We start from the raw sequence: 15,999 nt of genomic DNA, 5'->3' as shown, positions 1-15,999 counted from the left end.
ATTACGAGTGCGTTACTAAATGGTTTTGTTTGGTTTTATATGGTTCTGTATGTTTTGGTACACCGTACATATAAGGGTTTTGGTTCTGTACGGTTTTCGTGGGTATCCTATGTCGGTAGATGATTGGGTAGATGATTGGGTAGATGTACATTTACTAATTATTATGGGAAATCATTAAATAAAAAGCCTCGGATTACTCCGGGGCTTTACCTATTGATGCATCATATTTCGATTTACTTCGGTTATTAGAACCGATCAACACTTTCGACTTTCATGACATCAAGAAAAGGTATTTTCGTTACCTCTCCTCCACCCATGACGTGCACCAACCTTGTCCTTGAGTCCAATTCAGTAACCCTACCGCATACGCGTTCATCCCATCCCCACACGGTCAAGGCTACCTCTGTGTTCTCCTGTTTCGCTTCTACTAATTGGTTACCCAGTTCCTCAAGTTCGAACTCATCTCTGGTTGGTCTTTTTGGTACAGCTTTCTTCGCCATGTCTGTCCCCCCAGTAACCACAATATTACTTCCATTGTATCCAAATATATGTTCTCATACAAGAATAGAAGCCTCGGAGCAATCCGGGGCTTTAACTGAATGCATCATATACCCTTTTCGTGCATCTTACACATATATACACGCCATCAATCCACTTACCTTTCATAGCGGCCATGCAACTGCAGAGATTAGGGGGATTAGGGTTAGCTGGTATACGGAATTCTTTTCGCTCATACTTCGTCGGTTTATCCTGCTGTAAATCTTCTCTCCAGTCATTCATAGGGTTACCACCTTAATTATGTCCTCGACCTTAAACCACATTGAAACCTCATCCCGCAGCAGCTTGACTCGTTTTCGAATCATGTCTATGTCCACTACAACGCCGATCTCCTCGCACCGTTCGAACGGGTCAAACAACTCCAAAGCAACCGGTTCACGGTCCTCCATGGAGCGCTGAAGAAGGTGACCTATCTGTTCCCACTCTTGTTCATCGAGTGCAGGACGTAGCTGGCGCGTACGCTGCCGTTGCTGCTCCACTAAGGCTGTTTTATGTTCTGGCATAATAAACCCATACCATAGACCATCACCGTGTAACTTCGAGTTTGTCATGCTGTTCTCCCCTTCCCTACAGGTTGCCATGAAAGGATTCGCTCCAGACGGAAAGGACGCCATGCTCCTGTCTTCAAACACGTAGCGTATACAATTCCATCCTTTACCTTACGGACGACAATACGGCGCTGTGTGAGCGTCCCGTGTCTATCCTCATATATGATCTCAACCGTTCGCCCGATGTAATGTTCCAGCATTATCCTCACCTCGAACATTTGTTTGGTTATATTATATGCGAATATTTGTTCGGTATACAATGGAAAAAATAACTGAATTATTCTACATACTAGTTCAAAACGGATAAACTTCTGAAAATTTAAAGACATCAGTCCAGCAACTTTTTCATTGCGCAGGAAGGAACTTAGATGCCCTACAAACCAAACGGATTTATTTGATCATGTTCATTTCTATAAAAGTCACTCAATAAATCCGATATAAAGAGTTGTCCAAAATATAAAGGAAAGGGTGTTTTACATGAGAAGATATAAATATTTGTTTTTAATCTTTTTATTTACTGTTGTAAGCTTTTCAGTATCAAATGAAACAAATGCAACTCCGGAGTCAATTAGTCTTATACCTAAGATGGAGTCGGCTAATTCACCATCAGGTAAAGCTACAGCTAGTGAAGAGTTTAAAGGCCTCCCAGCTTATAAGGCTTTTGACGGTATTCCTCACTATAGTGTTGATGGAATATTTACTTCATGGGGAACTAGCTCACAGACAGGTTGGTTAAAATATGAGTTTGATACTGAAAAAGTTGCAACTAAGTATGTTTTATACAAGGGAGGATATGGAACTAACAACGCGTTCCCAGACGTAGTGCAGCCGGCTAGTTGGACTTTTGAAGGGTCAAATGATGGGGATACTTGGATAATTCTTGATGATATAAAAGAATACACTAGTTGGATAGAAGGTCCAAATGAATTTAGCATTTCAAACGATAAAGCATTCAAACACTATAGACTCAATGTATCGAAAAACACTGGGGGTGCTAATTATCAAGTAAACTTATCTATACATGAGATGGAAATATGGGGGTACAGTCCTGAACAAGTCCCTGATCCTAAACCTGACCCAGAAGAACCAGAACAGCCTAAAGGTGACAGAGCAATTCTTGTTGTTACAATGATAACAGGCTTAGAAAAAGAATTCGATCTTAGCATGGAAGAAGTTAATGCCTTCATTACCTGGTACGAAAGTAAACAAGCCGGCTCAGGAACAGCATCCTATGCCATTAACAAACACAACAATAACAAAGGGCCGTTCAGCAGCCGTAAAGACTATGTGATTTTCGATAAGATTTTAACGTTTGAAGTAAACGAGTATTCGATAAAGTAGTGCAAAAAAAGCCGTGGGAACTATCCTGCGGCTTTTCTCATAAGTCTTTTTTAAAGAAATGTTAATCTCCTTGTTAAGGGAAAAATATGGTATGATAGATAGGCAATAGAATGGCTTTATGGGCGGTCGGCTAGTCTCCCGGAAGGGAGGTGAAGCCTGTGAGCGTATACGAAGCACTATCCGTTATGTTTCAATTCGGACTATGGATATTCGCGTTACTGACGTTCGTCATAACGCTGCTGATATACCTGCACAAAAAGAAATAGACCGCCCCATCGGAAGGAAACGGTCTATTCTGACTTAAACCTTTAAAGCCTGCCGCCCTTAAAAGCGGCTATTGCGTGGGAGTCGTGTTGACGCACGGCTCCTTTTCTATTTATATCTTATCATGATGGAAAATATACGTCTACTTTATTTGGCATGTGTAACAAACCCTTCTTGGCTACGTTCTCCGAACAATCGTTTAAATTATCTTTACAACAATCTGAGCCCAAGTGTTTACTTAGTACTATAATTTATGGTAATATATCCATAGAACCCCAACCACTACTACAGTCACCTATTTTATTTTAGGAGGTTGTTTAAATGAAAAAGAGTTTTTTTGCCCTATCCTTGTCTCTGTTTTTTGCCATTGCTGTAATTATATTTCCTTTTTCCAGCGTAAATGTAGAAGCTAAAGGTGTAAGTGGCACAGTCACAATCAATAATGTAAAATACAAGTATATCGAAGAATCTTTTGGAAAAAACCGAGGCATTACATTTAATCCAGGCGAACATACGTATAAAATAACTCCCAATCCCCATGACAACCCTAAGTATAATAAAAAGCAAACTCAGTTTTATACCGAGATTGCAGAAGGCGTTAAAGATCAAGTAGAAAGATCCGGGTGGGAAAATACCTTCACTGGCATAAAAGCATTAGGTTTAACCTATACGTTAAGCCCACGTTAAACAAAGCGGCCTTAGCTGTCGAGAAATTTCTCGACAGCTATTTTTATATCCTACATTTCAAACGACAACTCCCCCAGCCGTTATTTTTGCATTTGCTTCAAGATGCGATCCGCTACCGCTGCCATCTCAGCTCGCGTAATCGGCTCATTCGGTGCAAATCCATTCCCCCGACCTGACATAATTCCTGCGTCCATCACTCGCCGAATAGATGCTTCTGCCCAGTGGCCCACATAATCCGGCTGCTTTGGTTTTTCCATTGCCTTCATCTCCTTCTGTACCATCTCAACAAACTCCGACCATCGCGGCAATATGCGGCTCGGGCAGTTTTTGCCCGTCCAATGCTTATGAGGCACAATCTTTGTCAGCGGAATGCTATGCCGCTTCGCCAGCTGCACAATAAGCCAGGCGGCGTTGGTCCAGGCCTGCTCTTGGTCCATGTCCCGATACATACAGATTTCAACCCCGATGCTCGTCCGGTTCCCCGGCCCGCTGCCATCGCCTGCGTGCCAGCCCTGTTCGTTGTCGCGTAAGTGCTGATACACTTCCCGATCATCAACAGTGAAATGCCAGCTTTTCTGCGCTCCGCCGCTGCCATTTAGCACAAATCTGGAATGCGCCTCCGCCGTCGCGCCTGCGGATGTATTGTCCGTGTTGTGGATCGTGATGTAAGCCGGCTTCATTGGACGACTTGGCTTGTTTGGCTTGCCATCAGGCAGGAGTCGTTGTTTAATTTCCATGCTTATCCCCGCCTTTCGCCTTTAAAACTTCGACCGCTTCCCGGATAACTGGTGGCAGCTGCACGCCCATCCGCCCTCCGTTTTCAATAATCGATAGCAGCTCGTTGGCAATATAGAAAAAGATAGTCGCATCTCGAAGCAAATGCTGATCGCCAAGCACGCTATCGATCTGATGTGCCACAGCCACAATCAAGAAAATAAACACCTTGCGCGCAATACCGATAAGGCCAACGCTGCTGCGCAGCTTCCCCTCCGTTCCCGCGGCCATCACGCCAGTGGCGAAGTCGACAATCACAATAATAAGCAGCACCTGGATCAGCACCGGCCAACCGCCGAATAAAAATGCTGCCAATCCACCACCGGCTGCAGCTCCTGATTTCAACACCGTTTCAAGTCTTTCCATGTAGGTAATCCCCCTTTAAATTAAATAGCCCCCGGTATCGTCCGAGGGCATAATAAAAGCACCGTGCTATGAGCAGGCGCTTACTTAGCTTGATATTTTTGTCCCGTGATGAGTTTGTATTGCTCTGGAGTAATCACCTTGAACCCGACGTACTGCTGTAATTGAGTGACCGAACACCAACCCTTATCACAGAAATACTTCAAGCGTTCATAATCGTTTTCAAACATCCTGCTTCACTCCTTCCAGTGTCAATAATCGCAGATCCATTCCGACTAAATTAGAACCTAGTGTTTCATTCTGCGTTTGCAAATCGAGAATTTCAAGTTCTTTTTGGACAATCTGCTCCCCGAGAATGCCGTTTTGCTGCCTGAGTTCCAGCGCTTCTAACTCGCGAGCGACCATTTGTTGCCCGAGAAATTCGAGCTCGGACGGTACAGGCTTCGGCTGCAAGGCTTCGATCTCTTCTTGCGTCAGGCCATTCCGCCAAAACAAAGGGCCGTCTACCAGCAGCGGCGGCTTCGGTTGCGGCTCCTCTTCTTCTGGGTCATGCTCGGCCACGGCCGCGATATATTCGGCATATGCTGCTTCGTAGTCCGTCATGGCTTGTCTGTAGCCTTCGACATCAAATATAGGCTCATAGAGCCCAGCAGGCAGTGGCACGGCGACCATATACCCGACAAGGATGGTCTCCGGTTCATTCGGCTGCTCGTCGTCCGATTGGACAGGCTCGCGGCGATCAAAAACGCCTGTCACGGAGTCCGCAACGAGCGTTGGTTCAATGTATCGACCGTTAAGGTCGGTTATATACGCGTATTTCATGATTTTTTCACCTCCAGTCCTTCAATTAGTAACCCTACTCCGTCAAAAGATATATACGTATCTGCTGTTCCGGCATTAATCCTCATTATGCCACTAGTAGTTATAGAGCATTGCAAGGGCTGTACTGTATTCGCTCCAGTCCACGTTATACAGTTCAACCAGCAACCATAAGCTGTTTTAAGAGTGATTGGCAAATTAAAAAGCTGCGTAGTGGTGGCAGTTGTGCCACCCTGCAAAATGCCTTCAATGTATAGTAGGTTGCCTTTTACTCTAAATCGCAGTGGTTTTGCTGCGTAATGTATCCACCCATTTAAAGGCGGAACCTTTATCCAACCTGTATCCTCTACCGCATCTGCCTTCTGCATCTCCACCACGGATAGCCGCCGCTCCATGTCCCCCGTATGCTGTACCAAGTCCGATACAGTACCGCGTAGGTTGGCCGCTACTGTGCCCAATATAGGAGCCGCGAGCGTTGGGTCTAACATCGTGTATGTGACGTGGTAGACTGCCGATGGGTCAAAGCCAACTCCACTATACCAGATTGCTCGCTCTTTTCCATATGCCATATCGGTGAGTTGTCTTGTCCACGTCCAGTCTGTGGCACTGTCACGGTGAATGCTGTATATCTGTTTCACTCTATGCTTTAACTTAGACGAATCTTCTCCCGGAAAACTCGAATTAATTAACATATCTTTAGCGTTTGTGAGTACCGGATTAGCCTTCTCTCGCAGCACAATACCGCTTCCAACCTCAACCATATTAGCCCCTGCACACAGTGTCGCGCCAGTTTCGTAGTTTTTCACGGGTTCGATTGTTGGCTTGGTCTTCAGGTATTGCAGACGGTATGGTTGCCAAGTCCGACTTTTACTGTAATACGTCGTATTAGCTGTGCTTGGGATTGTGTTCGGCGTACCAGAACCTTTATAACCGCCTTTATAAATGTTACCGTCGTAACTTTGCAAAGGTGTCCACCCTTTATGCAATCCGTCTGTGCGGTTATAAGTCCCTATAGCTGTAGGATCAGCGCCCGAAGTGTCGTACATTTTCCACCCCAAGAAATACGCCTTAATCTCGTCAGCATCCGGTGTATGCTTGTCTCCCCATCCGCTGTCGGCGTTGGAGATAGATATATAAAAGCTTCCGTTTACAGACACTGCTTGTAAGTCTGGCGCATCCCCTGTCGCACCCGTAGGAATATATTTGCCATCGTACTTAGATGCGTGTCCACTTGCTGGTACTGAACCAACAGCTAATCCTGCAACTTTAACTTGCTTTGCACCTTTCGGTGTTGTATCACCAATCGACCAATTCAGAGATCCATCCAGCGTAACCTTCTTCCACTTCTCCAGCACATACGGCAGCCCATCGTCTCCCATAAATAGCGTATCGGGATTGCTACCATCTACCGGATTAGCGGCTAGGTTGCATTCTGCTGCCCATATGCTGCGTTGTTGCGGCTGGAAAGGCTGCGGTTCGGGGCCGACAGTAAGTATAGGACGCCTGATAGTCCCCGCTGTAGCGTGCACATATACACGCACTTCGTTAAACACCCCGGTTTCAAAAGTGCTTCCGCTCACCCCATCCCAAAGTGTTATAGCCTCATCTGAGGATTTGATCCTCATTCGTATACCGTTGGTACCATCAAAGGAGATGCGGTGCGTTGTCATCGCCTTGAGAGGCAGTTTCACCTGCGTCCAAGTCCCGTCGTCTTCAGTTTGCGTGTATTCGTACGGACCATTTACAACGGCTTTAGTATTCACATATTCCCACTTCGTAAACGGCGGTAGCTGATTCGCCCCTGTAATCGCCACATATGGATTGTGGACGTTTGTCATAGCGTCTACGTAAGGATAGAGTTTATTAGCTTCGTCTCGATCCATATTGTTTATATGGCCGATGAGTGCATCGTCTATCATATCGGCTATTCGGTACACCCGAATACCGTCCACATAGGCTGTATCACCGTTCTGACCTGTGACGCGGATCTGCATGTCGAACGTATTAGGTTCATTTTTCGATCGGGAGAAGGCTTTTCGTACCGTCGTAAACTTAGTGCTGTCCGTAACCGGGAGATCGCCCATAAAGATGCCCGATAAAATCTCTACGTTCGCCCTTTTCGCCGTTCCATTCCGTACCCGAGCGACCAAAAGGAATGTAGCCCCTTCGTCCCCAATAGAACCAAAATCGAACCTTTCTTTTAGGCTCCACGATGCCGTATACTCTCCTGGTGCCGAGGCCTTGACCGTTGCCTTTAGGCTCGCTGATCCTTGGTCGGTTACATCCGTGACCAGTTCCAAGGCCGCACCGGTTGTATGGACCTTCCACCGTTCAAGGTTTCTCAAACCCGTTGACAGGTTTATAAGCGTCCGCCCCTTGATTTCGCCAAAATTAAACGGCGTGTCATTCTCTACCTCAACCACCTGGACGCCGGGGGATAGCATCAACTCTTTTGTATGTGGGTCGGACACTTCCTCGGCTGCGCCGTCCCACTTAGGGCGATCTGTATCGGATACGTGTTTTTGAGTGTCGTTCACGTGAGCATTGATTTCTTCCTGTGCCTCTACGGCCGCTTGATGTATCTCTTTGATTGCCCCCGCTGCCGTCTTTTGCTTAGTAGGGACAGTGTCCATATCACCAACAGCCTCGTCGATTCTGTTCCAGTTCTCGTTGAGCATGATGTCTATATTGAATGTTTTCTCACCGTCTGCAACTGGGTCAGCTTTGTATAGGCCGAGGTGCTCTGTCTCATTCGCCATCGTCATATCCCTCCTCTACTATTAAAGGCAAAATTAGATAACGGGGTTTGTTGCAACTGTTTGATTGTCATGTTGTGTACATCCCGTATAAGTAAATAACTGAACTCGTACTTCACCGCCAAGTGTGCCGGCTTTATTTCCTCGATGATGCTTTTTAAATCGTCGAGGTTTGGAGGCACGCCAAGGGTGTCGATAAACTTAACAGTGAAGCTCCACACGCTCGGCTGAAAAGCAATATCCACGGTCCCACCGTCGTAAGCCTCGGCTACGTTCTTCACCAGTCGCCCCGAGAATTTCCCGGCACCTCGCAGCTTCGATTCTACGACCGCCCGTCTCTGTTTTATTGGCTTTGTTAGCTCTGTCGGTATACCCAGTTCCATTTCCCAGCGATCGAGACCCCATGTCGCGCTCCGGACGAAGAACTGCTCCAACGTCTCGGACAAGGTGCGGACAAGTAGGTCCATTTCTGCCCCTTTTGCGTTCATGTCGGCTCGCAAAACACGAGATGTCTCGTAATAGACGGGCAAATATGAGAACATCTCCTGTCCCCTCGGGCTAGAAATAGGGAAATCATTCATACACATCCACCGCCCCTAATACTGCTACCTGACCAGGCCCAATTTCGATATTCATATCGCTGCTACCGTTTATGGTCAACTCTGAGAAATCAATAATCGGAGGAATATCCAGGAGCACGGCAGCAATGCGTGTATATCGGACGAGTGGATCAGCGAAAGCAAGCTGCTTTAAGTAAGAACGCACTCCACTCTCTATCAATGCTTTGACTTCGGACAGAGATGCTCCACTGGCCAGCGTCAGTTTTACGCTGACATTAATCGACACTTCCTCCGCAGCCATGACAGTTACAATCGGTCCTGCAGGTGCCATCCCCTCGCCCTGTCCGTCCTGCGTTGGATCGATATAGGATTGTGCTGCAACGACGATTTCATGGCTTGCTGCTCTCTTTTCAACATCAAGCAGATAGATGCCCACGGTACCTGGTCCGTCCCAAAGTGGCTGTACCTGGACACCGCCGACACCCGGTACTTCTCCGGCCCACTGGATGTACTGCGCCTTGTTTCCGCTGGTGCCCTGATTCCGGACCCGGGCATAAAAGCGTTCCAGAAGCGATTCGTCAGATTCGGTATCCGCCCCGCCCTTTGTCTCTTTCGGGTTTGTTACAGCGGTCACTCCTGCTATAGGGGTGGACATGACCTCGACGACACCTGCAGGTACATTTCCATTCCGGCCAGGAATGAGGGCACGTATTGGTGCGGTCGCCTCGCCTTTTTCGTCCATTGTGACGGCCACAGTGGTTTCGTACTCAGTTGATGCCTCGCCAGATATTTCGTCCGCTGGCGTTGCGACAATAATACCAGCAGGAACACCTTTTCCAACCGTCCCCGTAAACTTTACTTGCCCCGTAGCTGACACTGCCGCTCGTCGGACCACGCCGTGCTCAGCCGTTCGAAGGTCCAAGTATTCGCCGAATGTTGTGCTCGCAAAGCCACGCTCCAGCACCTGCTGCGCCCACACTGCGGCTTCCGACAACATGAAGGCGACCGGCGCCTGCGCATCCCAAATAAAAGAGCCCTCAGAAGAATCGATATCCGGGGGCACTCGGTCCAGCATACGCTGCATAATTTCATCCTCGGTTTGGTCCTGCAAATAAAGTGGAGAATTCGCCATTAGGTCTCCACCCTCCCTTCGATCGTCTCGGTCTCTTCTCGGACGTTTTGGATGCGGCATGTAAAATAACAGCCGTCACCGGACCAAGCGAACGTAAACCCGTCTACGCTGGCCGTTCGAGGGTCAACGGTCAACGTCTCGGTCACGATGCGCTGGATCTCGCTCTCAATGACCGCCCGACTGTATCCTTTGCCAATCAACTCATCAAATTCATGGCCATGTTCTCGGGAATATATCAGGTGCCGATACCGTGGGGTGCGAATTGCTTTTTCGCACCACATCACCCATGCTGCAGTGTCGTCGGCAACAGCTACTTTCCGAGTCGGCGTCATCACGAAGTCGCCCTTTTCGAAATCAAAGCGCCAGCTTCGGCCGAAATCTGTCTCCTGTTCTTCCGGTTCTTCCGTTTCCTGTTCCCAATCGTCTTCGATATCGGACGGAAATAAATTAGGCATTGTTATTCACCACCCGACACATCACCACAAAATCAGCTCCACCATTCGTCGGCATCACTAGCACACGTTCGCCCGGCAGCAGCCCCGCAGCCAAATTGACGCGCACTTCTTCGATCATGGTCGGCTCAAATTCAAACAGTGTGCGCTGCGATTTCGGGCCAGTGGCATTCCCCTCTTCATCCACTGGCGAGGCCGTGTTTCCAATCAGCGAAAAGGCTGGGAGGTGCAGCGTGACGAGAAAGTCTGCCACAAGGTAGTCCTGAATCTCATGCTTGAAGTTGTCGAGCTTGAGGCCAGTCTCCGTGATCGTTCCCAGCTCGGCCGGAACACCGGAAAGCATCTCACTTGTGTATTTTTGCATCTCTGTTCTTATCGATTGAGCTATGGCGCCAAACGGATCAGTATTCAAGAAAATACCTCCTTTTCACGTAATCTGTTGAACCAAGTTCAAGCATCATATGCCCCGGTTCCCCTAACTCATGGACTACGGACGTGACAATAAGATTCATCCCATTCAGCTTAACGGCGTCACCAGCACGAATTGTGTTCAGGTCAAGTGTTGTGACGGAAAAAGTCTGCTGAATCCCTGTAAGCATCGATTCCGCCAGTTTCTTAGCCGCTGCAGGCGTTTTGACGTCCTCGTCCTGTACCATGCGCTGCAGCGTTCCCAGCTTTGTAGTCTGCCCCGTCGCGATGGCGAGAATCTTGGATGGCAGCTCAACCTTTGACGCCTTGACCTTGGGCTTCTTCCCTTTTCCGCCCTTTTTAACCTTGGCTCCGTATATGCGCCCGTACTCTTCCAGCGTCATACCTTCTGGTATCTCTGGCGTGGCTGCCTTCCCGGCCGACTTTGACTTCGCTTTTTCCTTCCGGTCTTCTGTGCCGATAACCTTTACTTTTGTTATTGCACCTTCCAATGTCCTCGTTTGGGTGAGCTCCTCGATCGACTGGAGTTCCCACACAATCTTGTTGCTGCCAACCTTAAACAGTTCCAAGCCGGAAGTGGTCATCCGGGGAGTGTACATATCCCCTCCAGATTTCACCGTCTCCTGCAAGTCGGCTGTGAGCATTTTGTATATTGGGCGCGGGCGGTATACGGCTTTCTTGAGTTTGGTCTTAGTATCAGGAACCGAAGCTAGCTTGATGCCCCAATCCGCCGCATACTTACGCAGCCGCTGGCTGGCGGTCTGCCCTGCAGGAAAAAGATATTCATCCTCCGACCTGGCTAGGTAAATTGTTCGGTCGTATATGAGGACGTCCATATGCTTCCTATCTTTGCTCTTGCTGGTGCACTCCCATACGACTCCGGGGTTGAGCAAGTAGACCATCTTGCTGCTGCCATACGGCACCCCGCTCACCCGAATCTCCTGTCCTGGCTCGATGCTCAGACCCGTGGCCGGAATCTTGAGTTTAACTTCGGCCTGATACGATATTTGATCGAGAGAATCCTTGAGCGTGATACTCTCGATCAACTCCCGCAAATAATATTTGTTCTGCAGCACAACCTCGTAGCTCATTTTGGCATCACCAACTTCATTCCTGATTTAATAATGTTCGGGTCATTGCCGATCGCTTTCTTGTTGAGATTGTATATGCTCCGCCATTTGCTGCTGCTGCCGAGCTCCCGCTTCGCTATTTTCGACAGGGTGTCCCCTTTCTTTACCACATAGGTTTTAGGCGTCGGCTTCGTATCCGGTCGGCTCGTTTTCCCATTCTTCGCAGCGGCCTTCTTTGCTGCTGGCTTCTTCGCCGCCACCTTTGTATGTACCTTTGCCTCGCGCCACGTCCGCAGCGTCAGGTCGAAGTATATATCACCTGGCTCCCCGCCCTTTAACGTGGTCGTATGCCCTGACACCAGGACAAGGACGTTCACCGGGGTCCCCGTAATAATAAAGCGAACCGGCTTCTTGTCTTGGATCATCTTGTTGATCCGGTTCATGGCTGTATGTGGTTCCGGAATATTCTCGTAATTGCAGTACCCTGAGTCGTATACGGATGGAAAAAAAGAAGAGAAGGCGATTTCTTTCACCTTCTCTCCGCTCGGGAAATCGAATTCTCCATATGATAATATGCTGACTGTTTCGATACCTTTCTCCCGTCGAATCGTAACTTCTTCAGGATTAACGGGGAAGTACAGGTTTTTCCCCGCCGAATCGATGAGATGAAATTCCATACTCCCCGCCTCATTTCCTATTCATCATTTGCATTTGTACTGCACTAGCTACTCGCCAACCAACATCATTCGAAATCTGCTTATAGTCGATTTCTTGTGTTGGCATATTTATCTGGACCGCTCCTGGTGGAATCGTCACCCTAATATCGTTGGTCACTTCCTTTTTGAAGTCTTGCAGGTATGCCATCATTTGACTGACTTGGTCCTCGGATATTTTCACAGTATCCGACGGAACGCCGTTAACGAACTCCTCTTTGCTTATCGGCGCTTTGGGTGAACTCTGTGCAAAACTCATGTATCGTTCGCTCGTTGGAAGGGCCCCCCACTCGAGCATCCGGGGGTTATCTTTATAACGCTCCATAAACTCTTGCCTTATTTTTTCAGATGAATTGGAGAATTTAGGTGCTGTAAATTTTCCAATCCATTCTGCCATAGCTTCAGAGTTTTCGACTACCACTCCGCCAAGTTTGCTTCCTCCAAATGCTCCAAGCCCCATCCCTAATAATCCACCTATAAGGTTTCCATAACCGGGGACAATAGACCCTGCAGCTGCACCAGCTTTGAATCCCGCAAATGCTCCTATCCAACCTCCCGCATTCGAACCAACTGCTTTTGCACGTTCTTCCCCTGGTTCTGCAGTGGCAATATCGTAAACACTTAGTCCTGCTGCGATATAAGGAGCCCATTTTGCCATCATTTTTGCAAAGTTTGGGATATTCCCCGGTTTGTATGGAGAACTCACCTTTTTGGGTGGGTGCGTCTCGGTCGTTCTAGGTGGCTGCCATCCCTTCTCATACGGGCCCGGCGACTTTTGTAATGGTTTACTTGGATTACTTGGGTTCGAAGGAGTTGGCGGTTTTCCAAGTGACGTCCCGCCTGTAGGCGGTGAAGGTGGTCCTCCTTTTCCTCCACCAAACCATCCTTTTGCCCAGTCCCAAATTTTTTTTCCCCCTGTTGCAGGACCTTTTAATATTTTATATGCCTTAGACAGTAGCCAGGCATCGAAACCGAGAGATAGAACATTGCCTAATATTCCGCTTGATTCTCCTCCTAGCCAAGGGGGCTGTATGTTTTTAAACGCTTCCCATGTCTTTTCAGCAATTGCTCCGGCATCGAACGCATCGATGAAGGACCGGAAGAAGGCCTCTCCGGCGGTCACCCCTGCAGCAGTGAATGTACCGTCATCGCTCAATTTATCGCTTGACGTGAACAAACCAAGCGCACCCATGATAAATCCTTTTAGGCCTCCGCCTAGTGTTTTCCCCATCTTTGCCGACATATCGATGAACATAGTTTCTCCGCTACCTGCCCACCACTCAGTGAACGGCTTCGCGATGATTTCATCCCATGCGATTCTAATTTTTCCGAAAATATCAGCATTTTGAAACGCTGGGTCCTTTGAAAGCTCATTGAACTTTGCCGTAACCTTTTCAATTCCGCCGATTACAAACGTTCCGATTTTCTTACCAAACTCTTCGACGTTTTGACCAAGGATAGCAATTGTTTCTTTGTTCTCTGAGCGCCACTGACGAAACTTTTTTAGTGCTGGACTTAATACACCCTCTAATCCCATGCCCCAGCGTTTAAATACGTTTTGGGTAAAGAACGTTTTTGTTCCAAGCAGCAAGTTGTGTAGGTTCCCGGACATGTCCTCCATCATGCCGTCAAAACGTGAAAATTCTTTTACGACAAGCGGCCAAGTCTTCGATATGTGTAGACCTGATTCGGCTATTTTTTCGAGCCCAGCCCTGGCAGCCCCGGACATAGCCCCCATCTCTTGAAGACGTGAAGTCATTTCACCAACCGGTCGACCAGCTTCCAGAGCATCGTACAATCGCCCAATCCAGAGAGCAGTATTGGCAAAATCATTCTGCGTCCCTGCTGAGATATCACCAACCATTTTCAAGCCGTCTCCCGTTGATATTGCTCCCTTGGTGAATACCTCTAACACACGAGATGCCTCATAAATTTCATCACGTCTGTAAGGAGTTTGTCCGGCAAACGTGGTCAGTTCCTGTACACGTTTCTGTGCTTTTTCCGCACTACCAAGTAAGACTTTGAATGCTGAAGTAATTCCTTGTTCTTGCATGACCATATTCAGTCCGACCGTTGTCACGCCCGCTACTCCCCCACCAGCTCCAAGTAGAGCCAATGGGCTGGTGAGCGCCCCCATAATCTTTTTGATCGTTCCGGTCGCCATGTCTTTTGCAAATATCAGTACGTTATATGGCTTTCGGACCAGGCTAGTCAGCGTCGAAGAAACCTTGTTCGCGGCACCGGACACCTTGTCCACAAGTCGTGCCTCTGGCTTGGCTACAGTCTTGTCAATCTTTGATAGCGTCGCCGTGACCTTTTTGGCAGGTGAAGAAATCCTATCTTCGAGTCGAGCGGTGGGCGTGATTCTCGACTTTCCAAGCGCCGAAGCTCGCCGGGCCGTCTGCTCCAGCATCTTGTCGATGGCTTTGACCTGTTTCTCCGTATCCTCAACGCCATTGGTGCCAATTACAAGGTCAAGGCGGTAGAATTCCTTCTCAGCCACCAAAGCCACCTCGCTTCGGTGGCTTTGGTAGGGTCTCGATTTCTTTTAAGGTGAACGCCATCAGAAGTTTTCGTTCTCCCTTCGGAAGAGCCCAAAAGGCCCCGGGTGTAAGATCGTGCCGCACCCACATGTGGTACAGCATCGTCGTCATGCCCCCGGAGCCTATTAGTTTTTTACATCTTCGATATCGACGCCCCAACCAGAGAGCTCCAACACCTTATCTCCTACTGCGTCGAGTTCCCCCGCAAGCAGAAGACGGCGCACAGCTTGTTCACCACCGGAAAGTTTGAGCCGAGTTGTGATTCGTGGGTCGCCCCAGCCGTTCAGTTTCAAGCCTTTTACTTCGAGTGAAGATGAAGCTTCTAAAATCAGTCTTGCATTTAAGAGTTCAGAATCTACCTTCTCTACAGCCTGACCTTTCACTGTCTTGCGTGTGGTGCTCTGTTCACGAATGCTGTCCACCTTACTTGATGTCAGTCCGTGGAGGGTGACGCGCATATCAAGACGTTTCAGAAAAATGGTCTCTTCCGGTAAGTTGGCTGCCGTTTCAAAGAGACCGTCCAGAATTTGTTCCTCGGTTAAGTTTTCAACGTTTTTCATAGTGTAAATCCTCCTTTTATGGCCCTACAATTGGATCAAGTAATTCATAACTTTCAAAAGTGAAGGGCGTCTCTTCCGCCACTTCTTCCCCAGCTGTCCAATTCGCCAGTTGAACTTTGTCTGGCATACAACGAATGAGTCGGACGGTCTCGTGGCCGTACGCTTCCGGGTCATCCAATTTTGAGATGATGTCAAACTTAGCAAAGCCTCGCTTCATCATATCCGATGTAACCTTGAATCCAGACATTGTTCCGGTGCCCTTTTTGATACCGATTTTGTGCTGCACCCAATCGATGCCGCAAAGGTTAAGCTCCCGCTTCTCGACCTCGACGCTCGCCTCCAAGTGGTTAATATTTGATTGCCACTTACCGTCAATAAAGGCGGCCCCGTGGGTACCTAGAATGACGCGGCTCGGGTCTAAATGTTCCAT

Annotated in this window: 19 protein-coding genes; 3 read left to right on the top strand and 16 right to left on the bottom strand. The window is 48.2% G+C overall.

What is annotated here, in order from left to right; genetic code table 11:
• Nucleotides 1-245 precede the first annotated feature (245 nt).
• Nucleotides 246-500 (bottom strand): YolD-like family protein, encoded by a 255-nt coding sequence (locus A372_RS0107475; RefSeq protein ID WP_019420212.1) that lies wholly within the window; start codon nt 498-500, stop codon nt 246-248.
• 276 nt (nt 501-776) lie between these two features.
• Nucleotides 777-1,109 carry a YolD-like family protein gene (locus A372_RS0107465; RefSeq protein WP_019420210.1) on the bottom strand — a complete coding sequence of 111 codons (333 nt, stop codon included), beginning with the start codon at nt 1,107-1,109 and terminating at the stop codon, nt 777-779.
• Nucleotides 1,110-1,583: 474 nt separating this feature from the next.
• Here A372_RS0107465 and A372_RS0107455 point away from each other — a divergent pair, with 474 nt between their 5' ends.
• The 3 genes from A372_RS0107455 to A372_RS0107445 all read left to right on the top strand — a co-directional run bounded on the left by A372_RS0107455 (nt 1,584) and on the right by A372_RS0107445 (nt 3,398).
• Complete coding sequence (locus A372_RS0107455) at nt 1,584-2,447, top strand: discoidin domain-containing protein (protein ID WP_019420208.1); 864 nt, start codon at nt 1,584-1,586, stop codon at nt 2,445-2,447.
• Between the two features lie 158 nt (nt 2,448-2,605).
• Complete coding sequence (locus tag A372_RS36250; RefSeq protein WP_019420207.1) at nt 2,606-2,713, top strand: putative holin-like toxin; 108 nt, start codon at nt 2,606-2,608, stop codon at nt 2,711-2,713.
• A 319-nt stretch (nt 2,714-3,032) separates the two neighbouring features.
• Nucleotides 3,033-3,398 carry a hypothetical protein gene (locus tag A372_RS0107445; protein ID WP_019420206.1) on the top strand — a complete coding sequence of 122 codons (366 nt, stop codon included), beginning with the start codon at nt 3,033-3,035 and terminating at the stop codon, nt 3,396-3,398.
• Nucleotides 3,399-3,478: 80 nt separating this feature from the next.
• On the opposite strand, the gene A372_RS0107440 is transcribed toward A372_RS0107445, so the two are convergent.
• The 14 genes from A372_RS0107440 to A372_RS0107370 all read right to left on the bottom strand — a co-directional run bounded on the left by A372_RS0107440 (nt 3,479) and on the right by A372_RS0107370 (nt 15,999).
• Entirely contained in the window at nt 3,479-4,141 is a 663-nt protein-coding gene (locus tag A372_RS0107440; protein WP_026010947.1) for an N-acetylmuramoyl-L-alanine amidase, read from the bottom strand.
• Nucleotides 4,125-4,538, bottom strand: coding sequence for a phage holin family protein (locus A372_RS0107435; RefSeq protein WP_019420204.1), 414 nt, complete (start codon nt 4,536-4,538; stop codon nt 4,125-4,127). Before A372_RS0107435 ends, A372_RS0107440 begins: the two co-directional genes overlap by 17 nt.
• 80 nt (nt 4,539-4,618) lie before the next feature.
• The gene (locus A372_RS36245) at nt 4,619-4,765 is read right to left on the bottom strand and encodes an XkdX family protein (protein ID WP_019420203.1); all 147 of its coding nucleotides are present in this window, start codon (nt 4,763-4,765) and stop codon (nt 4,619-4,621) included.
• Entirely contained in the window at nt 4,758-5,357 is a 600-nt protein-coding gene (locus A372_RS0107425) for a hypothetical protein (protein WP_019420202.1), read from the bottom strand. The genes A372_RS36245 and A372_RS0107425 overlap by 8 nt, the downstream gene beginning before the upstream one ends.
• The gene (locus A372_RS0107420) at nt 5,354-8,113 is read right to left on the bottom strand and encodes a hypothetical protein (RefSeq protein ID WP_019420201.1); all 2,760 of its coding nucleotides are present in this window, start codon (nt 8,111-8,113) and stop codon (nt 5,354-5,356) included. Before A372_RS0107420 ends, A372_RS0107425 begins: the two co-directional genes overlap by 4 nt.
• Nucleotides 8,114-8,115: 2 nt before the next feature.
• Nucleotides 8,116-8,691 (bottom strand): YmfQ family protein, encoded by a 576-nt coding sequence (locus A372_RS0107415; RefSeq protein WP_019420200.1) that lies wholly within the window; start codon nt 8,689-8,691, stop codon nt 8,116-8,118.
• Entirely contained in the window at nt 8,684-9,802 is a 1,119-nt protein-coding gene (locus A372_RS0107410) for a baseplate J/gp47 family protein (RefSeq protein ID WP_019420199.1), read from the bottom strand. The genes A372_RS0107415 and A372_RS0107410 overlap by 8 nt, the downstream gene beginning before the upstream one ends.
• Nucleotides 9,802-10,257 carry a DUF2634 domain-containing protein gene (locus A372_RS0107405; RefSeq protein WP_019420198.1) on the bottom strand — a complete coding sequence of 152 codons (456 nt, stop codon included), beginning with the start codon at nt 10,255-10,257 and terminating at the stop codon, nt 9,802-9,804. Before A372_RS0107405 ends, A372_RS0107410 begins: the two co-directional genes overlap by 1 nt.
• A complete protein-coding gene (locus A372_RS0107400; RefSeq protein ID WP_019420197.1) occupies nt 10,250-10,666 on the bottom strand; it encodes a hypothetical protein in 417 nt (138 codons plus the stop codon). The genes A372_RS0107405 and A372_RS0107400 overlap by 8 nt, the downstream gene beginning before the upstream one ends.
• On the bottom strand, nt 10,656-11,774 hold the full coding sequence (locus A372_RS0107395) for an XkdQ/YqbQ family protein (protein ID WP_019420196.1): 1,119 nt from the start codon (nt 11,772-11,774) through the stop codon (nt 10,656-10,658). The genes A372_RS0107400 and A372_RS0107395 overlap by 11 nt, the downstream gene beginning before the upstream one ends.
• Nucleotides 11,771-12,430, bottom strand: coding sequence for a LysM peptidoglycan-binding domain-containing protein (locus A372_RS0107390; RefSeq protein WP_019420195.1), 660 nt, complete (start codon nt 12,428-12,430; stop codon nt 11,771-11,773). Before A372_RS0107390 ends, A372_RS0107395 begins: the two co-directional genes overlap by 4 nt.
• A 10-nt stretch (nt 12,431-12,440) precedes the next feature.
• The gene (locus A372_RS33510; RefSeq protein ID WP_019420194.1) at nt 12,441-14,969 is read right to left on the bottom strand and encodes a hypothetical protein; all 2,529 of its coding nucleotides are present in this window, start codon (nt 14,967-14,969) and stop codon (nt 12,441-12,443) included.
• 165 nt (nt 14,970-15,134) lie between these two features.
• The gene (locus tag A372_RS0107375) at nt 15,135-15,569 is read right to left on the bottom strand and encodes a phage tail assembly chaperone (RefSeq protein ID WP_019420192.1); all 435 of its coding nucleotides are present in this window, start codon (nt 15,567-15,569) and stop codon (nt 15,135-15,137) included.
• 16 nt (nt 15,570-15,585) lie between these two features.
• Nucleotides 15,586-15,999: a phage tail tube protein gene (locus tag A372_RS0107370; RefSeq protein WP_019420191.1), complete on the bottom strand. Its 414-nt coding sequence runs from the start codon at nt 15,997-15,999 to the stop codon at nt 15,586-15,588.

Source organism: Paenibacillus sp. OSY-SE, from assembly GCF_000283315.1.
Classification (GTDB): Bacteria; Bacillota; Bacilli; order Paenibacillales; family Paenibacillaceae; genus Paenibacillus_B; species Paenibacillus_B profundus.
Note: the sequence above shows the minus strand (reverse complement) of the source record. Positions and strands in the feature narration are given on the sequence as shown.